Genomic DNA, 16,547 nt, shown 5'->3' with positions numbered 1-16,547 from the left:
GCCCTGCGCCGCGCCGACACAACGAGGTTGCCGTACCCATGCGTCACGCCGAAGGAGCCCGCGGTGAGTGCTGACCAGACCCAGCTCGCCTTTGACTGGAGTTGTCGGATCATGTCCGACAACGGGTGTGGCTTCCCGGCTCCGGGCCTGCACTCGTTCCTGTTCAAGCCGATGGCCACGGTCGGCGGCTTCGAATTCAACAAGGTGATGCTGCTCGCGCTCGTCACCACGGTCGTCGTCATCGCCTTCTTCTGGGCCGCCTTCGGCAACGCCAAGGTCGTCCCCGGCAAGCTGCAGATGATCGGCGAGGCCGGCTACGACTTCGTGCGCCGCGGCATCGTCTACGAGACGCTCGGCAAGCGCGAGGGCGAGAAGTGGGTGCCGCTCATGGTCTCCCTCTTCTTCTTCATCTGGCTGATGAACATCTGGTCCGTGATCCCGCTGGCCCAGTTCCCGGTCGCCTCGGTCTTCGCGTTCCCGGTCGTCCTCGCGGTGCTCGTGTGGGTGCTCTGGGTCGGTCTGACGTTCAAGCGCCACGGCTTCGTCGGCTTCTTCAAGAACATCACGGGCTACGACAAGTCGCTCGGCGCGGTGCTCCCGCTCGTCATGGTCATCGAGTTCTTCTCGAACCTGCTCGTCCGCCCGTTCACGCACGCGGTGCGACTCTTCGCCAACATGTTCGCCGGTCACCTGATGCTGGTGATGTTCACCGTCGCCTCCTGGTACCTGCTGAACAGCTGGATGATCCCGGCCGCAGGCATCTCCTTCGTGATGACCATGGCCATGATCTGCTTCGAACTTTTCGTGCAGGCCGTCCAGGCGTACGTCTTCGTACTGCTGGCCTGCTCCTACATTCAGGGCGCTCTCGCCGAGCACCACTGAGCCTCAACACACCCCCGGTCGTCCGGTGGCCAACCCCCACCGGTCCGTAAAGAGAAGGAAGATTCACCATGGCTGCCACTGAGACCCTCGCCGCTGTCTCCGGTTCCATCGGTTCTGTCGGTTACGGCCTCTCCGCCATCGGCCCCGGCATCGGCGTCGGCATCATCTTCGGCAACGGCACCCAGGCCCTCGCCCGTCAGCCCGAGGCTGCCGGCCTGATCCGCGCCAACCAGATCCTGGGCTTCGCCTTCTGTGAGGCGCTCGCCCTCATCGGCATCGTCATGCCGTTCGTGTTCGGTACCAAGTAAGACATCCGTACCGACACGTATCGACGAAAGGCACTGATGTGATCGCCAACCTGGCACAGCTGGCGGCCGAGGAGACCGAGCAGAACCCGCTCATCCCGGCCGGCCCCGAGCTGCTCGTCGGCACCATCGCCTTCGCCATCGTGTTCTTCTTCTTCTGGAAGAAGCTGCTTCCGAACATCAACAAGGTTCTGGAGGAGCGTCGCGCGGCGATCGAAGGCGGCATCGAAGAGGCCGACGCCATGAAGGTCGAGGCCCAGAGCGTCCTTGAGCAGTACAAGGCTCAGCTCGCCGAGGCCCGGCACGAGGCCGCGCGTCTGCGCCAGGAGGCGCAGGAGCAGGGTGCCGCGCTCATCGCCGAGATGCGGGCCGAGGGCCAGCGGCAGCGCGAGGAGATCGTCGCCGCCGGTCACACCCAGATCGAGGCCGACCGCAAGGCCGCCGCGGGCGCGCTCCGCCAGGACGTCGGCAAGCTCGCCACCGACCTGGCCGGCAAGCTCGTCGGCGAATCCCTCGAGGACCACGCCCGGCAGAGCCGTGTGATCGACCGCTTCCTCGACGAGCTCGAGGAGAAGGCCGAGGCCACGCGATGAACGGAGCGAGCCGCGAGGCCCTCGCAGCCGCACGTGAGCGTCTCGACGCGCTGACGGACTCCACGTCCGTGGACGCGACGAAGCTCGCGGACGAGCTGGCGGCCGTCACCGCGCTGCTCGACCGCGAGCCCAGCCTGCGTCGGGTCCTCACCGACCCGGCGCAGCCCGGTGAGGCCAAGGCCGAGCTGGTCCAGCGGCTGATCGGCGGTCAGGTCGGCACGACCACCGCCGACCTCGTGGCCGGCATGGTCCGTTCCCGCTGGTCGCAGCCGCGCGACCTGGTGGACGCCCTGGAGGAGCTGGCGAACGTCGCCGACCTCACCTCGGCGCAGAAGACGGGCACGCTCGACGACGTCGAGGACGAGCTGTTCCGGTTCGGCCGGATCGTCTCCTCGAACACCGAGCTGCGTGCCGCGCTCACCAACCGCTCGGCGGGCGCCTCGGCCAAGGCCGAGCTGCTGCGCCGGCTCCTCGGCGGCCGGGCCAAGCCCGCCACCGAGCGTCTGGTCGCGCGCCTGGTGTCCGCGCCGCGTGGACGTAGCCTGGAGTCGGGACTGGAGTCCCTGTCCAGGCTCGCCGCCGAGCGCCGGGACCGCATGGTCGCCGTCGTCACGTCGGCGGTGCCCCTGAGCGACGGGCAGAAGCAGCGCCTCGGCGCCGCCCTGACCAAGCTCTACGGCCGCCGGATGCACCTCAACCTGGACGTCGACCCCGAGGTCGTCGGCGGGATCCGGGTGCAGGTCGGTGACGAGGTCATCAACGGCTCCATCGCGGACCGGCTGGAGGACGCGGCCCGCCGCATGGCGAGCTAGCGACACCTCGGCAATCGAGAAAACGCAAGACGTGCTTACGGCCCTGGTTGGGCCGTGCAGAGGATTCACCTCGTTCAGGGGGGAGTCCCCATCCCCCCAAAGTGAAACTTCGGGCCCAACAAGGAGAGCAGGGAACCCAGATGGCGGAGCTCACGATCCGGCCGGAGGAGATCCGGGACGCACTGGAGAACTTCGTCCAGTCGTACAAGCCGGACGCGGCCTCGCGCGAGGAGGTCGGTACGGTCACCGTCGCCGGCGACGGTATCGCCAAGATCGAGGGCCTGCCCTCGGCCATGGCGAACGAGCTGCTGAAGTTCGAGGACGGCTCCCTCGGTCTCGCGCTGAACCTGGAAGAGCGCGAGATTGGCGCCGTCGTACTCGGTGAGTTCAGCGGTATCGAGGAGGGGCAGCCGGTGCACCGCACCGGTGAGGTCCTCTCCGTCGCGGTCGGCGAGGGCTACCTCGGCCGCGTCGTCGACCCGCTCGGCAACCCGATCGACGGCCTCGGCGAGATCGAGACGTCCGGCCGCCGCGCCCTCGAGCTGCAGGCGCCCACGGTCATGCAGCGCAAGTCGGTGCACGAGCCGATGGAGACCGGCTACAAGGCCGTCGACGCCATGACCCCGATCGGCCGTGGTCAGCGTCAGCTGATCATCGGCGACCGCCAGACCGGCAAGACCGCCCTGGCCGTCGACACGATCATCAACCAGCGCGACAACTGGCGCACCGGCGACCCGAAGAAGCAGGTCCGCTGCATCTACGTCGCCATCGGCCAGAAGGGCTCCACCATCGCCGGCGTGCGCCGCGCGCTGGAGGAGAACGGCGCCCTGGAGTACACGACCATCGTCGCCGCCCCGGCGTCCGACCCGGCTGGCTTCAAGTACCTCGCGCCGTACACCGGTTCGGCCATCGGTCAGCAGTGGATGTACGAGGGCAAGCACGTCCTGATCATCTTCGACGACCTGTCCAAGCAGGCCGACGCCTACCGCGCCGTGTCGCTGCTGCTGCGCCGCCCGCCGGGCCGTGAGGCCTACCCGGGTGACGTCTTCTACCTGCACTCCCGTCTGCTGGAGCGCTGCGCCAAGCTCTCCGACGAGATGGGCGCCGGCTCGATGACCGGTCTGCCGATCGTCGAGACCAAGGCCAACGACGTGTCGGCGTTCATCCCGACCAACGTCATCTCCATCACCGACGGCCAGTGCTTCCTGGAGTCGGACCTGTTCAACGCCGGTCAGCGCCCCGCGCTGAACGTCGGTATCTCCGTCTCCCGAGTCGGTGGTTCCGCGCAGCACAAGGCGATGCGCCAGGTCTCCGGCCGCCTCCGGGTGGACCTCGCCCAGTTCCGTGAGCTCGAGGCGTTCGCCGCCTTCGGTTCCGACCTGGACGCGGCCTCCAAGGCCCAGCTGGAGCGCGGTCAGCGCATGGTCGAGCTGCTGAAGCAGGACCAGTACCAGCCGATGTCGACCGAGGACCAGGTCGTCTCCGTCTGGGCCGGCACCAACGGCCGTATGGACGACGTCCCCGTCGTCGACATCCGCCGCTTCGAGCGCGAGCTGCTGGACTACCTGCACCGCAAGGAGTCGGGCCTGCTCACCTCCATCCGCGAGGGCGCGAAGATGTCGAACGACACGATCCAGGCGATCGACGACGCCGTCGCGGAGTTCAAGAAGCAGTTCGAGACCTCGGACGGCAAGCTGCTCGGCGAGGACACTCCTGCCGCTGCCGCCAAGTGACGTAAGGAAGGGACCTGACTCATGGGAGCCCAGCTCCGGGTCTACAAGCGTCGCATCCGATCCGTCAGCGCGACCAAGAAGATCACCAAGGCGATGGAGATGATCGCCGCCTCGCGCGTCGTCAAGGCGCAGCGCAAGGTGGCGGCCTCCACGCCGTACGCGACCGAGCTGACGCGCGCGGTCACGGCGGTCGGTACGGGTTCGAACACCAAGCACCCGCTCACCACGGAGGCGGAGAACCCGGCCCGCGCCGCGGTTCTGCTCCTCACGAGCGACCGCGGTCTGGCCGGCGCCTTCAACTCCAACGCCATCAAGGCGGCGGAGCAGCTCACCGAGCGCCTGGAGCGCGAGGGCAAGCAGGTCGACACGTACATCGTCGGCCGCCGTGGTGTCGCCCACTACAACTTCCGTGAGCGCAAGGTCGCGGAGTCGTTCACGGGCTTCACCGACGAGCCCTCGTACGCGGACGCCAAGAAGGTCGCGGCGCCGCTGATCGAGGCCATCGAGAAGGAGACGGCGGACGGCGGCGTGGACGAGCTCCACATCGTCTACACCGAGTTCGTCTCGATGATGACGCAGACCGCGCTCGACGCCAGGCTGCTGCCGCTGCGGCTCGAAGAGGTCGCGGAAGAGGCCGTCCCCAAGGGCGAGATCCTTCCGCTGTACGACTTCGAGCCGTCGGCGGAGGACGTCCTCGACGCCCTGCTGCCGCGCTACGTGGAGAGCCGGATCTACAACGCGCTGCTCCAGTCGGCCGCTTCGAAGCACGCCGCCACGCGGCGCGCGATGAAGTCGGCCACCGACAACGCGGGCGAGCTGATCAACACGCTCTCCCGTCTTGCCAACGCGGCCCGCCAGGCCGAAATCACCCAGGAAATCAGCGAGATCGTCGGTGGAGCCAGCGCCCTGGCCGACGCGACCGCGGGGAGTGACCGATAAATGACCACCACTGTTGAGACCGCGACGGCTACGGGCCGCGTCGCCCGGGTCATCGGCCCGGTCGTCGACGTGGAGTTCCCCGTCGACGCGATGCCGGACATCTACAACGCCCTTCACGTCGAGGTGGCCGACCCGGCCAACGCCGGCGAGAAGAAGACGCTGACCCTGGAGGTCGCCCAGCACCTGGGTGACGGCCTGGTCCGCACCATCTCCATGCAGCCCACCGACGGTCTGGTCCGCCAGGCCCCGGTCGTCGACACCGGCAACTCCATCACGGTGCCCGTCGGCGACTTCACCAAGGGCAAGGTGTTCAACACCCTCGGTGAGGTGCTGAACGTCGACGAGAGCTACGAGGGCGAGCGCTGGGGCATCCACCGCAAGGCCCCGAACTTCGACGAGCTCGAGTCGAAGACCGAGATGTTCGAGACCGGCGTCAAGGTCATCGACCTGCTGACCCCGTACGTCAAGGGCGGCAAGATCGGTCTGTTCGGCGGCGCCGGCGTCGGCAAGACGGTGCTCATCCAGGAGATGATCTACCGTGTCGCCAACAACCACGACGGTGTCTCCGTGTTCGCCGGTGTCGGCGAGCGCACCCGTGAGGGCAACGACCTGATCGAGGAGATGGCCGACTCGGGCGTCATCGACAAGACCGCCCTGGTCTTCGGTCAGATGGACGAGCCCCCGGGCACCCGTCTGCGCGTCGCGCTGGCCGGCCTCACCATGGCCGAGTACTTCCGTGACGTCCAGAAGCAGGACGTGCTGTTCTTCATCGACAACATCTTCCGCTTCACGCAGGCCGGTTCCGAGGTCTCCACCCTGCTCGGCCGTATGCCGTCCGCGGTGGGCTACCAGCCGAACCTGGCCGACGAGATGGGTCTCCTCCAGGAGCGCATCACGTCGACCCGCGGTCACTCGATCACCTCGATGCAGGCGATCTACGTCCCCGCCGACGACCTGACCGACCCGGCCCCGGCCACCACCTTCGCCCACCTCGACGCGACGACGGTTCTGTCCCGTCCGATCTCGGAGAAGGGCATCTACCCGGCCGTGGACCCGCTGGACTCCACGTCCCGGATCCTGGACCCGCGCTACATCGCCGCGGATCACTACAACGCCGCCATGCGCGTGAAGACGATCCTGCAGAAGTACAAGGACCTCCAGGACATCATCGCGATCCTCGGTATCGACGAGCTCGGCGAGGAGGACAAGCTCGTCGTCCACCGTGCCCGTCGTGTGGAGCGCTTCCTGTCCCAGAACACCCACGTCGCCAAGCAGTTCACCGGCGTGGACGGCTCGGACGTGCCGCTCGACGAGTCGATCGCCGCGTTCAACGCGATCTGCGACGGCGAGTACGACCACTTCCCCGAGCAGGCGTTCTTCATGTGCGGTGGCATCGAGGACCTTAAGGCCAACGCCAAGGAGCTGGGCGTCTCCTGAGCCCCGTGCTCTCGATGAGGGGGCGGGTGCGTCCCGCCCCCTCGTCCACGCCCTCTAGAATTGACCCCAACACCCGGCATCCCCGCCGGGTGGTGACCCGAGGAGCCACCCTTGGCTGCTGAGCTGCACGTCGAGCTGGTCGCCGCCGACCGCCAGGTCTGGTCCGGCGAGGCCACCCTGGTCGTCGCGCGCACCACGTCCGGCGACATCGGCGTCATGCCCGGTCACCAGCCGCTGCTCGGTGTGCTGGAGTCGGGCCCGGTGACCATCCGTACGAGTGATGGTGGAACGGTCGTCGCCGCGGTGCACGGCGGTTTCATCTCGTTCGCGGACAACAAGCTGTCGTTGCTGGCCGAGATCGCCGAGCTGTCGGACGAGATCGATGTCCAGCGCACGGAGCGCGAGCTCGAGCGCGCGAAGGCGGATGACGACGCGGAGGCACAGCGCCGCGCCGACGTCCGTCTGCGGGCGGCGACGGCGGCGCGTTGATCCAGCGCGCGGTGTGATGACGTCACTCAGCCGCGGTCGGTCCGGAGCAATCCGGTACCGACCGCGGCTGAGGCAGATGTGGGTGTTTTTTCGGTTTCATTACTCAGTTGTTAGCGCAGTGACACTGCCAGGGAGACGAGGAGGTCGGTGCCGATGGTCCTCGCTCTGACTGTGTGCGGGATCGTGGTCGCGCTCGTGGTGGTGGGACTGTTCCTGTTCGGGCTGCGGCGCAGACTGATCCAGCGCTCCGGCGGGACCTTCGACTGTTCGCTGCGCTGGGACGTGCCCGAGAAACCGGACGCGGGCGGCAAGGGCTGGAGCTACGGCGTCGCCCGCTACAACGGCGACCGGATCGAGTGGTACCGGGTCTTCTCCTACGCCCTGCGCCCGCGCCGTGTCCTGGAGCGCGCCGCCATCGAGGTGGCCGGCCGCCGGCTCCCCGAGGGCGAGGAGGAGCTGGCGCTGCTCTCCGACGCGGTGATCCTCGCCTGTGTCCACCGCGGCACGCGCCTGGAACTGGCGATGAGCGAAGACGCGCTGACCGGGTTTCTCGCGTGGCTGGAAGCAGCCCCGCCTGGTCAGAGGGTGAACGTGGCGTAGCCACGTTCACCCTCTCAGTGGGGGTCCCCCGGACGAAGTCTGGGGGAGCGTCAATGTCGCCTGGGTGCTCTACAGGTTGCTGTTGATGGCGCTCACCAGCTCGCCGTTGCTGGTGTCGCCGCTGAACTCCCAGAAGAACGCGCCGCCCAGGCCCTGGTTCTTGGCCCACGCCATCTTCGTGGCGATGGTGGCGGGGGTGTCGTAGGACCACCAGTTGCTGCCGCAGTGCGCGTACGCGGTGCCGGCGACGGTGCCGGTGGCCGGGCAGGACGTCTTGAGCACCTTGTAGTCCTCGATGCCCTGCTCGTAGGTGCCCGCGGCCGGGCCCGTGGCGGTGCCGCCCGGGGCGTCCTGGGTGACGCCGGTCCAGCCGCGGCCGTAGAAGCCGATGCCGATGAGCAGCTTCTTCGCCGGAACGCCGATCGCCTTGAACTTCGCCATCGCGTCGGCGGTGGTGAAGCCGGCCTTCGGGATGCCGGAGTACGAGGTGAGCGGGGAGTGCGGGGCGGTCGGGCCCTGGGCGTCCCACGCTCCGAAGAAGTCGTACGTCATCACGTTGTACCAGTCGACGGAGTTCGCGGCGCCGGCGTAGTCGGCGGCCTCGATCTTGCCGCCGTTCGAGCCGTCCGCGGTGGTGGCCGCGGTGACCAGGTTGCTGGTGCCGAACTTGGCGCGCAGCGCGGCCATGACGTTCTTGAAGGCCGCCGCCCCGCTGGTGTCACAGCTCAGCCCGCAGGCGTTCGGGTACTCCCAGTCGATGTCGATGCCGTCGAAGACGTCGGCCCAGCGCGGGTCCTCGACCAGGTCGTAGCAGGACTGCGCGAAGGCGGCCGGGTTCTTCGCGGCCTCGCCGAAGCCGCCGGACCAGGTCCAGCCGCCGAAGGACCACAGCACCTTGATGTTGGGGTACTTGGCCTTGAGCTGACGGAGCTGGTTGAAGTTGCCGCGCAGCGGCTGGTCCCAGGTGTCGGCGGCGCCGCTGACGGACTGGTCGGCGGTGAACGCCTTGTCGTAGTCGGCGTAGGAGTCGCCGATCGCGCACTTGCCGCCGGTCACGTTGCCGAAGGCGTAGTTGATGTGCGTGATCTTCGAGGCGGAGCCGGACGTCACCAGGTTCTTGACGTTGTAGTTGCGGCCGTAGATGCCCCACTCGGTGAAGTAGCCGAGCTTGACCTTGTCGCCGGTGGGCGGGGGAGTGGTGCCGCCGCCGGTGGTGTGCACGGCGACCGCGCCGCTGACCGGTCCGGTCTGGTCGGCGGTGTCGCGGGCCCGTACGGTGTAGGAGTAGTCGGTGCCGGCGGTCAGCCCGGTGTCGGTGTACGAGGTGGCGGTCACCGTGGAGACGACCTTGCCGTCGCGCAGGACGTCGTAGTTCTTGGGGAGAGCGCGGGCCGCCGCCGGATTCCCGCCTAGCGCTCCCCGCCCGGCACCCACAGCACGTCGCCGGTCTCCTTGTTCGCCGTCCGGGCCAGGATGAACAGCAGGTCGGACAGGCGGTTGAGGTAGGTCGCGGTCAGCGGGTTCATCACCTCGCCGTGCACCTCGAGCGCCGCCCAGGTGGAGCGCTCGGCCCTGCGCACCACCGTGCACGCCTGGTGCAGCAGGGCGGCGCCGGCGGTGCCGCCCGGAAGGATGAAGGAGCGCAGCTTCTCCAGCCGCTCGTTGAAGCGGTCGCAGTCCGCCTCCAGCCGGTCGATGTAGAACTGCTCGACCCGCAGCGGGGGGTACTCCGGGTTCTCCTTCACCGGCGTCGACAGGTCGGCGCCCACGTCGAACAGGTCGTTCTGGACGCGGGTGAGGACCTCGACGATCTCCGTGTCCAGGCCGCCCAGCGCGATCGCCGTGCCGAGCACCGCGTTCGCCTCGTTGGCGTCGGCGTACGCCGAGATCCTGAGGTCCGTCTTGGCGACCCTGCTCATGTCGCCGAGGGCGGTGGTGCCCCGGTCGCCGGTCCTGGTGTAGATGCGCGTCAGATTGACCATGTGACCAGCGTAGTTACGCTCCGGGTGTCCGGAGCCCGCGTGTGCTCACTGTCACGGCCCGTACGCGCCCTTCTCGACGGCACCGGTGCCCGGCGGGTGAGCGGTCCTCGTGCCCGCGGTGCGCCCGGGCGCTCGGCGGCGGCGGGTGCGGAGGCCGCCGCGTACGGTGATCACGGACGGCCAAGTCGGGGACGGCGGGAGACATGACGGGGCTCGAAGAGCTGGAGGCCACGCTTCCGGCGATGACGCGGTGGCGCGTGCCGGAGGGCCGCGGCGTGGACTGGGCGGTCCTGGAGGCGGCCCTCGGGACGGCGCTGCCCTCGGACTTCCGCCGCCTGGCGGAGGCGTATCCGGTGCTGGTCGTCGACGACTTCCTCATGGTGTCGTCGCCGGCACCCGGCGCCGAGGCGCTGTGGGCGTCGGCGTGCCGGGAGGACGAGGTGCTCCAGGACCTGTACGAGATGGACGACACCGAGGGCTACGTGCCCTTCCCGCGGCCGGGAGGCCTGATCTCCTGGGCGGAGTCCTGTTCGGGTGACGCCTTCTACTGGAAGGCGGACTCCGCCGACCCGGACGCGTGGCCGGTGGTCGTCCGCGGGGACAACGGCGACTGGTCGGAGTTCCCGCTCGGCGCCGTCGCGTTCCTCGCCGGCGTGTACGGCCGCACCGTCGACGTGCCGGGCATGCCCAGGAGCTTCCCCGGCGAGAACCCGCAGGTGCTGGGTCTGAGCGCCTGACCGGCGCCTGGATCCGGTGGGGCGCCCCCGCGGCGCCGGGCGCTAGGCCGTGTCCGCAAAGTCGCGTCTGCGTCACGACGCCCGGCACGCACCGGACGCCGCGACGCCCGCCCTGCGGGCGAACGACGCGACTTTGCGGACACGACCTAGTCCGCCGTGACGCCCCAGTACGCGATCCGGGCCGGCTCGCCGTCCTCGTACAGCACCGTGCATCTGCCCTGCCCCCGGCCCGGGAAGTCCAGCCGGTCGGAGTCCAGGGCCGCCCTCCAGTCGGCGCGGGTGGGACGGCCGCCCGGCGCCCAGGCGCGGACCTCCTCGTCCGTCAGCGGGCGCATGAACGGGCCGTCGTCGGGGTCCGTGGCGTCGATCAGCTCGGGCTGGTCCAGGACCGTGCCCGTGCCGCCGGTGAAGACGTACTCGTGCCAGGCCGGGTCCCGCCAGAGCTGCTCCACGGTCCGGCCCGGGAATCCGTGGTCGTCCCGCGCCAGCTCCGTCTCCTGCGCCCGGCGGAACGCCGCCGCCAGGTCCTGCTGGTAAGGGCCCGTCTGCGTCCAGGAGTTGCCGCCCATGTCGATGCCTCTTCCCTCGGCTCACCGGTCAGTGGTGGCCAGCGTAGGAGGCGGGACTGACATCGATATCGGGGGACGGCCCGGGCGGCGGACCGCGGACGTGACCGGCATCTCACCCCGTGAGACGTGAAACGCGTTACTAACTCCGCCGCTGCGCCCCTCACGGGCGCTAGTGTCCGGCCGAGAGATAGGCCCCGGCGTGACCTTTTCGCCTGCCCGGCGGCGTCCGGTGAAGCAACTGTCCCAGGACGCCGGGATCAAACCCGCGAGCGGACGAGGGAAAGGCGCGCCAGGGCCTGACGACAGCGCGTATCAGGGGAGTCGCACAGTGGCACGGAAGCTCGCCGTCATCGGGGCCGGCCTCATGGGGTCCGGTATCGCTCAGGTCGCCGCGCAGGCGGGCTGGGACGTCGTCCTGCGGGACGTCACCGACGAGGCCCTCAAGCGTGGCACCGACGGCATCAAGGCCTCGTACGACAAGTTCGTGAGCAAGGGCAGGCTGGAGGCGCACGACGCCGACACCGCCCTCGGCCGCATCACCGCGACCACCGACCTGGACGCCGCCGCCGACGCCGACATCGTCGTCGAGGCCGTCTTCGAGAAGCTCGAGGTGAAGCACGAGATCTTCCGCGCGCTCGACAAGATCGTGCGGCCGGACGCCGTGCTCGCCTCCAACACCTCCGCCATCCCGATCACCAAGATCGCGGCGGCCACCGAGCACCCCGAGCGGGTGGTCGGCGTGCACTTCTTCTCCCCGGTGCCGATGATGCAGCTCGTCGAGCTGGTCCGCGGCTACAAGACCAGCGACGAAACCCTCGCCACCGCACGGGAGTTCGCGGAATCGGTCGGCAAGACCTGCATCGTCGTCAACCGGGACGTGGCCGGCTTCGTCACCACCCGCCTCATCTCGGCCCTGGTGGTCGAGGCGACGAAGCTGTACGAGTCCGGCGTGGCCACGGCCGAGGACATCGACCTCGCCTGCAAGCTGGGCTTCGGGCACGCCATGGGCCCGCTGGCCACCGCGGACCTCACCGGCGTCGACATCCTGCTGCACGCCACCGGCAACATCTACACCGAGTCGCAGGACGAGAAGTTCGCCCCGCCGGAGCTGATGCGCCGGATGGTGGACGCCGGTGACATCGGCCGCAAGAGCGGGCAGGGCTTCTACAAGTACTGACCCGTACAGATCGGTACGGATCCGGACTCACGCCTCAGGGGCATCACCCCTGGGGGTGAATTCGGTATCGGTTCGCTTACAAGCAGCAACCGCGCTGCCACTCAGGCAGTCAGACGTTGCACAGCACAAGCACCGTCACGGAGTACGCCAGACCGCACTCAACGGGGAGCGCATATGTTCATCAGGGGCGACCACGCCGAGCTGGTCGTCGGGGGCCGCCTCGACGTCCGCAGCGCGGCGGACGCCCGTACGGCCCTGCACTCGGCCGTCGACGGCGGCGTCGGCGACCTGGTGCTCGACCTGTCCGAGCTGGACTCCTGGGACGCCACCGGACTCGGGGTGATCATGGGTGCCCACCGGCGGGCCGGCCGCTGCGGTCGCCGCCTGGTGCTGCGCGAGGTGCCGCCGCAGATGCAGCGGCTGCTGGTCGCCACCCGGCTGCACCGCATCCTCGCCATCGAGGGCGGCATCGGGGTCGACTCCCTGCCCCGGGTCTAGCACCCGCCTGGCGGGCCGTGCCGGAAGCCGCGGGGGAGTGGCGCGCCCGTCCGGCCCCGCGAGCCGTCGGCAGCGGCCCTGCCGTACTCTCGCCGGGGGCCGGCCGGTGCCGGGCAGGGGGCGTCCGGGACCATGAAGCATGCTCCCGGATGACTGGCACCTCACCCAAGACGCCGACGACTTCCTCGCCCGAGCCGGGGACTTCCTGCGCTCGCGTCCCGTCCTGCACAACACGCCGCTGACGGACATCGAGAGACTGCGGAACCGCACGGCGGCCGAACGCGCCGCCGCACCCGCCGTCTTCGGCCTGCTGGAGTCCGGGGGCGAGGTCCGCGCGATCCTCTACCTCACCCCGCGCGGACGCCTGGGCCTCACGCCCCTCGGCGCCGAGCGGGCCGACACCCTCGCCGCGCGCCTGGCCGGCCTCGGCCACTTCCCCGCCGACGTCATCGCGGACCACGACACCGCCGGCGCCTTCGCCGAGGCATGGCGACGGCACACGGGCTCGGCGCCGGTGCCGTTCTGGCGGACCCATCTCTACCGTCTCGGCACGCTCACCCCGCCGCGGCCGCGTCCGGAGGGCCGGGGACGCCGCACGGGCGTCAAGGACCGCGAGCAAGTGGTGCGCTGGTGCCGTGAGTTCTGCGTCGACGTGGGGGAGCGGTCCTCCATCGAGCTGATCGACGCCGGCTCCTGGGACGCATCGCGCTTCGGCGACAGGCACTTCACCTTCTGGGAGACCCCGGACGGCGCCCCCGTCTCCATGGCGGCCGCGACCTCGGTCGTCGGCGGCATGGTCCGGGTGGACCCCGTCTACACCCCGGCCCGCCTCCGCGGCCGCGGCTACGCGGGAGCCGTGACGGCCGAGGCGAGCAGCGCCGCGCTGGCCGCGGGCGCGACGGAGGTCGTCCTGTTCACCGACCCGGACAACCCCACCAGCAACGCCCTCTACCAGCGCCTCGGGTACGTCCACGTCGCCGACTTCGCCGGATACCGTCTCGCTCGCCCGGACGGGCCCAACGCGGCCGATCGGGGGTGAATGGGGCGACGGGGGAGAGCCGGGCGCAGCCCCCTTACCGCACCACGAGGGCAATCCTCACCGGACCGTGACGTCTCGGGCCGCGCGGCACCCCGCCCTGTCGTGGATACTGTGCGAAGGTTTAGGGTTCGGTCGCCCGCTGCCTGAAACCCTCGAGCGGGCCCGGACCAGAAGCGACAGCGCGGTGTGCAGCAGGCCGGGAGGGGCCGGTACTCGCGGGCACACGACGCTTTTGGGGGGCTTGAACCCATGGACCCGATCACTCCGGGACCCGACGAGCACGGGCAGGCTCTCAGCCGCCGCCCGCCCCGGGAATCCCTGACCGCCGACTTCGGCCCGGGCACGCCCGCGATCGCCCGTACGGCACAGCTCGTCTCCGGCGGCTTCCTGCTCACCGTCAACCCGGTGGACGGCAGCGAGATAGAGACCTGCCCGCCGCACCAGAGAGCCGAACGGCCCCGTAAGCGCACGCCCGCCGAACGCGCCGAGGCCGAACGCGCCGCCCGGCCGCCGGTGCCGCCCGGCCCGGCGCTGCCCGCGCTCTCCCTGCTGGAGCGCCAGGACGAACGCGAGCGCCTGGTCCGGCTGCTCGCCCGGGGCCGCTCGGTGCGGCTCACCGGACCCGGCGGCTCCGGCCGCACCGCCCTGCTCGACCTCGTCGCCGAGGACTGCGCGGACCTCGCGCCCGACGGCGTGGTCCGGCTCACCGGCTTCCGCCGCACCGCCGCCGACCTCCTCCACGACCTGTTCCACGCCGTCCACGACGCCCCGGCGCACCGCCCCGAGCAGGACGAACTGGTCGCCCTCGTCGCGGAGATCGGCGCGGTCGTCGTCGTGGACGACCTGGAGTTCGGCGGCGCCGCCCTGGACGAACTGCTCGGGGCCACCCCCGAGTGCGCCTTCCTGTTCGCCGCCACCCCGGACGTGCCCGGACCCGCCGCCGGCTCCGAGGTCGAGGAGGTCTTCCTCGGCGGTCTGGACCGCGCGGCCGGCGTGGAGATCCTGGAGCGGGCCGTCGGCCGTGTCCTCACCGAGGAGGAGGCCAACTGGGCCGGCGACCTCTGGTTCGAGTCCGAGGGCCTGCCCCTGCGCTTCGTGCAGGCCGGCGCCCTGCTCCGGCAGCGCGACCAGCTCCGCGCCAGCACCGGGGCGGTGGACGCGTACGGCGTCTTCGAGGACGTACGGTCCCCGCTCCAGGAGGAGTTCGACGCCGACGACGGCGACCAGGTGGCCCTGCCGTCCCTGGGCGAGGCCGCCGCGCCCGCCCCGCTGCTCGCCTCCCGGCTCAGCACGTCCGCCCGCGCCACCCTCCGCCTCGCGGTGGCGCTCGGCGGCGAGGTGCCGCACCAGGCGCATCTGCCCGCCCTCGTCGGCGACACCCACGCCGACGCCGCCCTCGGTGAACTCGCCGGCTGCGGACTGGTCTCGGCGGTCGGCTCCCGCTACCGGCTGGCGGCCGGCGTGCAGGCCCAGCTCGAGGCGGCCGGATACGACGCCGGCATACCCGGCGAGGCCCGCACCGCCGCCGAGCACTACGCCTGGTGGGCCGGGCACCCCTCGGTCACCCCCGAGCGGGTGTGCGCCGAGGCCGACGCGGTCCTCGCCGCGCTCGCCGTGGTGGTGCCGGCCACGGAGGCCGCCGCCGAGGGCGAGGAGAGCGTCGCGGTACGGCTCGCCCGCACGGCCGCGCCCGCCTTCGCCGCCGGGCTGCACTGGAGCGCCTGGGAACGCTCGCTGCGCTCCGGCGCCGAGGCCTCCCGGCTCTGCGGTGACGTTTCCGAACAGGTCTACTTCCACCACGAGTTGGGTGTTCTCTCGCTCTGCGGCGGACAGCTCGACCGGGCCCGCGCCGAGCTGGAGGCCGCGGGCGCCCTGCGCGGGGCGCTGGCCGACAAGCGGGGCGCCGTCGCCGGGCGCCGCGCGCTGGCGCTGGTCGCCGACCTCGCCGGCGACGCGCCCGGCGTGGCGGCGATGGCCGGCGAGGAGGCGGCCGACGCCCGCCAGGAGGACCCCGCGTCGCCGCCCGGCGGTGTGCCGGCCGTCCGCACGGCGCCGTTCGGACCGGCCGGCGAAACCCTCGTCAGCAGGCAGCCCCCGGCCGCCGCGACCGGCGGCGGCATCCGCCGGCTGGCCCGCCGCAACCTGGTCGCGGCCGGATCCGGGGCGCTCCTCGTCGCCGTGCTCGGCACGGTCGTCACGCTCGGCATGACCTCCGAGCAGAACGCCGACCGCAACCCGGCCGGCACCGTCGACGTCAACCCGTCGGTGAGCCAGGACACCGGCGACGGCAGCCCGGCGGCCCACCCGAAGAAGAACGACGACGGCGACGCCGGACCCGGCACAGTCTCCAGCAGCCCGACCAACCCCGGTCCCGACGGCACCTACGGCACCTCGGACGACCCGGCCCCGCCGGCGAGCTCCGGCCCGTCGTCCCGTCCCAGCGCCACGAAGGGGTCCGGCGGCGGGGGCACGACGCCGACGCCGACCAGGAGCACGCACCGGCCGGGCTCGCCGACGCCCACGCCGACCAGGTCCACCCCGCCGAGCAGCCCCCCGCCCAGTTCCACCGCGCCGGAGTCCCCGGACCCTTCGGACAGCCCGTCCTCGTCACCGGGCACGTCCACCTCGGCGTCCGGCCCGGCGTCCGGCGCCCCGACGGCGTCGAGCGGCGCGGCCGGCGCACCGGAGTCGGACGGCCGGGGCTCCGTGATCTGATCCCGTCCGCACGACGCGCGAGGGCCGGCTCCCCGGGGGA

General features: G+C 70.8%; 16 protein-coding genes and 1 pseudogene. 14 read left to right on the top strand and 3 right to left on the bottom strand.

Annotated elements, in window-relative coordinates; translation table 11 throughout:
- Positions 1 to 111 precede the first annotated feature (111 nt).
- The 9 genes from atpB to ACZ7JA_RS00270 all read left to right on the top strand — a co-directional run bounded on the left by atpB (position 112) and on the right by ACZ7JA_RS00270 (position 7,790).
- Positions 112 to 882: a F0F1 ATP synthase subunit A gene (atpB, locus tag ACZ7JA_RS00310; RefSeq protein ID WP_351663020.1), complete on the top strand. Its 771-nt coding sequence runs from the start codon at positions 112 to 114 to the stop codon at positions 880 to 882.
- Between the two features lie 68 nt (positions 883 to 950).
- Complete coding sequence (locus ACZ7JA_RS00305) at positions 951 to 1,190, top strand: ATP synthase subunit c family protein (RefSeq protein WP_053670587.1); 240 nt, start codon at positions 951 to 953, stop codon at positions 1,188 to 1,190.
- A 38-nt stretch (positions 1,191 to 1,228) separates the two neighbouring features.
- Positions 1,229 to 1,780, top strand: coding sequence for a F0F1 ATP synthase subunit B (locus tag ACZ7JA_RS00300; RefSeq protein ID WP_351662938.1), 552 nt, complete (start codon positions 1,229 to 1,231; stop codon positions 1,778 to 1,780).
- Positions 1,777 to 2,592, top strand: a complete 816-nt coding sequence (locus ACZ7JA_RS00295; protein ID WP_351662941.1) for a F0F1 ATP synthase subunit delta — start codon at positions 1,777 to 1,779, stop codon at positions 2,590 to 2,592. The genes ACZ7JA_RS00300 and ACZ7JA_RS00295 overlap by 4 nt, the downstream gene beginning before the upstream one ends.
- Before the next feature lie 140 nt (positions 2,593 to 2,732).
- On the top strand, positions 2,733 to 4,325 hold the full coding sequence (gene atpA / locus ACZ7JA_RS00290; protein ID WP_351662944.1) for a F0F1 ATP synthase subunit alpha: 1,593 nt from the start codon (positions 2,733 to 2,735) through the stop codon (positions 4,323 to 4,325).
- A gap of 21 nt (positions 4,326 to 4,346) precedes the next feature.
- Positions 4,347 to 5,264, top strand: coding sequence for a F0F1 ATP synthase subunit gamma (locus ACZ7JA_RS00285; RefSeq protein ID WP_199212022.1), 918 nt, complete (start codon positions 4,347 to 4,349; stop codon positions 5,262 to 5,264).
- Entirely contained in the window at positions 5,265 to 6,701 is a 1,437-nt protein-coding gene (atpD, locus tag ACZ7JA_RS00280; protein ID WP_389305889.1) for a F0F1 ATP synthase subunit beta, read from the top strand.
- A gap of 111 nt (positions 6,702 to 6,812) precedes the next feature.
- The gene (locus ACZ7JA_RS00275) at positions 6,813 to 7,190 is read left to right on the top strand and encodes a F0F1 ATP synthase subunit epsilon (protein WP_351662947.1); all 378 of its coding nucleotides are present in this window, start codon (positions 6,813 to 6,815) and stop codon (positions 7,188 to 7,190) included.
- Between the two features lie 153 nt (positions 7,191 to 7,343).
- A complete protein-coding gene (locus ACZ7JA_RS00270) occupies positions 7,344 to 7,790 on the top strand; it encodes a DUF2550 domain-containing protein (RefSeq protein ID WP_351662950.1) in 447 nt (148 codons plus the stop codon).
- Positions 7,791 to 7,859: 69 nt separating this feature from the next.
- Here ACZ7JA_RS00270 and ACZ7JA_RS00265 read toward each other — a convergent pair.
- Positions 7,860 to 9,167, bottom strand: a pseudogene (locus ACZ7JA_RS00265) (glycoside hydrolase family 18 protein); the annotation flags it as partial.
- Between the two features lie 32 nt (positions 9,168 to 9,199).
- Positions 9,200 to 9,772 carry a cob(I)yrinic acid a,c-diamide adenosyltransferase gene (locus tag ACZ7JA_RS00260; protein WP_351662956.1) on the bottom strand — a complete coding sequence of 191 codons (573 nt, stop codon included), beginning with the start codon at positions 9,770 to 9,772 and terminating at the stop codon, positions 9,200 to 9,202.
- Between the two features lie 203 nt (positions 9,773 to 9,975).
- Here ACZ7JA_RS00260 and ACZ7JA_RS00255 point away from each other — a divergent pair, with 203 nt between their 5' ends.
- The gene (locus ACZ7JA_RS00255) at positions 9,976 to 10,509 is read left to right on the top strand and encodes an SMI1/KNR4 family protein (RefSeq protein ID WP_470806641.1); all 534 of its coding nucleotides are present in this window, start codon (positions 9,976 to 9,978) and stop codon (positions 10,507 to 10,509) included.
- Between the two features lie 146 nt (positions 10,510 to 10,655).
- Here ACZ7JA_RS00255 and ACZ7JA_RS00250 read toward each other — a convergent pair whose 3' ends face one another.
- Positions 10,656 to 11,078 carry a hypothetical protein gene (locus ACZ7JA_RS00250; RefSeq protein ID WP_351672368.1) on the bottom strand — a complete coding sequence of 141 codons (423 nt, stop codon included), beginning with the start codon at positions 11,076 to 11,078 and terminating at the stop codon, positions 10,656 to 10,658.
- Between the two features lie 328 nt (positions 11,079 to 11,406).
- Between ACZ7JA_RS00250 and ACZ7JA_RS00245 the strand changes: the two genes are divergently transcribed.
- The 4 genes from ACZ7JA_RS00245 (at position 11,407) to ACZ7JA_RS00230 (ending at position 16,507) form a co-directional block, all read left to right on the top strand.
- Positions 11,407 to 12,255: a 3-hydroxyacyl-CoA dehydrogenase family protein gene (locus tag ACZ7JA_RS00245; protein ID WP_351672366.1), complete on the top strand. Its 849-nt coding sequence runs from the start codon at positions 11,407 to 11,409 to the stop codon at positions 12,253 to 12,255.
- 174 nt (positions 12,256 to 12,429) lie between these two features.
- Positions 12,430 to 12,753, top strand: coding sequence for an STAS domain-containing protein (locus ACZ7JA_RS00240; protein WP_351672364.1), 324 nt, complete (start codon positions 12,430 to 12,432; stop codon positions 12,751 to 12,753).
- A gap of 139 nt (positions 12,754 to 12,892) precedes the next feature.
- Positions 12,893 to 13,792, top strand: a complete 900-nt coding sequence (locus ACZ7JA_RS00235; protein WP_470806638.1) for a GNAT family N-acetyltransferase — start codon at positions 12,893 to 12,895, stop codon at positions 13,790 to 13,792.
- Between the two features lie 249 nt (positions 13,793 to 14,041).
- On the top strand, positions 14,042 to 16,507 hold the full coding sequence (locus ACZ7JA_RS00230; protein WP_470806637.1) for a P-loop NTPase family protein: 2,466 nt from the start codon (positions 14,042 to 14,044) through the stop codon (positions 16,505 to 16,507).
- Positions 16,508 to 16,547: the final 40 nt, after the last annotated feature.

Source organism: Streptomyces sp. NPDC038135 (genome assembly GCF_055601245.1).
This window is presented reverse-complemented; position numbering and strand designations above follow the sequence as displayed.

What these genes read in the sequence shown, in the direction of transcription:
- ACZ7JA_RS00295 (WP_351662941.1), top strand. Translation starts at nt 1,777, where the DNA reads ATGAACGGAGCGAGCCGCGAGGCCCTCGCAGCCGCACGTGAGCGTCTC.
- ACZ7JA_RS00255 (WP_470806641.1), top strand. Translation starts at nt 9,976, where the DNA reads ATGACGGGGCTCGAAGAGCTGGAGGCCACGCTTCCGGCGATGACGCGG.
- atpD (WP_389305889.1), top strand. Translation starts at nt 5,265, where the DNA reads ATGACCACCACTGTTGAGACCGCGACGGCTACGGGCCGCGTCGCCCGG.
- ACZ7JA_RS00285 (WP_199212022.1), top strand. Translation starts at nt 4,347, where the DNA reads ATGGGAGCCCAGCTCCGGGTCTACAAGCGTCGCATCCGATCCGTCAGC.
- atpA (WP_351662944.1), top strand. Translation starts at nt 2,733, where the DNA reads ATGGCGGAGCTCACGATCCGGCCGGAGGAGATCCGGGACGCACTGGAG.
- ACZ7JA_RS00260 (WP_351662956.1), bottom strand. Translation starts at nt 9,772, where the DNA reads ATGGTCAATCTGACGCGCATCTACACCAGGACCGGCGACCGGGGCACC.
- ACZ7JA_RS00250 (WP_351672368.1), bottom strand. Translation starts at nt 11,078, where the DNA reads ATGGGCGGCAACTCCTGGACGCAGACGGGCCCTTACCAGCAGGACCTG.
- ACZ7JA_RS00270 (WP_351662950.1), top strand. Translation starts at nt 7,344, where the DNA reads ATGGTCCTCGCTCTGACTGTGTGCGGGATCGTGGTCGCGCTCGTGGTG.
- ACZ7JA_RS00230 (WP_470806637.1), top strand. Translation starts at nt 14,042, where the DNA reads ATGGACCCGATCACTCCGGGACCCGACGAGCACGGGCAGGCTCTCAGC.
- ACZ7JA_RS00240 (WP_351672364.1), top strand. Translation starts at nt 12,430, where the DNA reads ATGTTCATCAGGGGCGACCACGCCGAGCTGGTCGTCGGGGGCCGCCTC.
- ACZ7JA_RS00235 (WP_470806638.1), top strand. Translation starts at nt 12,893, where the DNA reads ATGCTCCCGGATGACTGGCACCTCACCCAAGACGCCGACGACTTCCTC.
- atpB (WP_351663020.1), top strand. Translation starts at nt 112, where the DNA reads ATGTCCGACAACGGGTGTGGCTTCCCGGCTCCGGGCCTGCACTCGTTC.
- ACZ7JA_RS00305 (WP_053670587.1), top strand. Translation starts at nt 951, where the DNA reads ATGGCTGCCACTGAGACCCTCGCCGCTGTCTCCGGTTCCATCGGTTCT.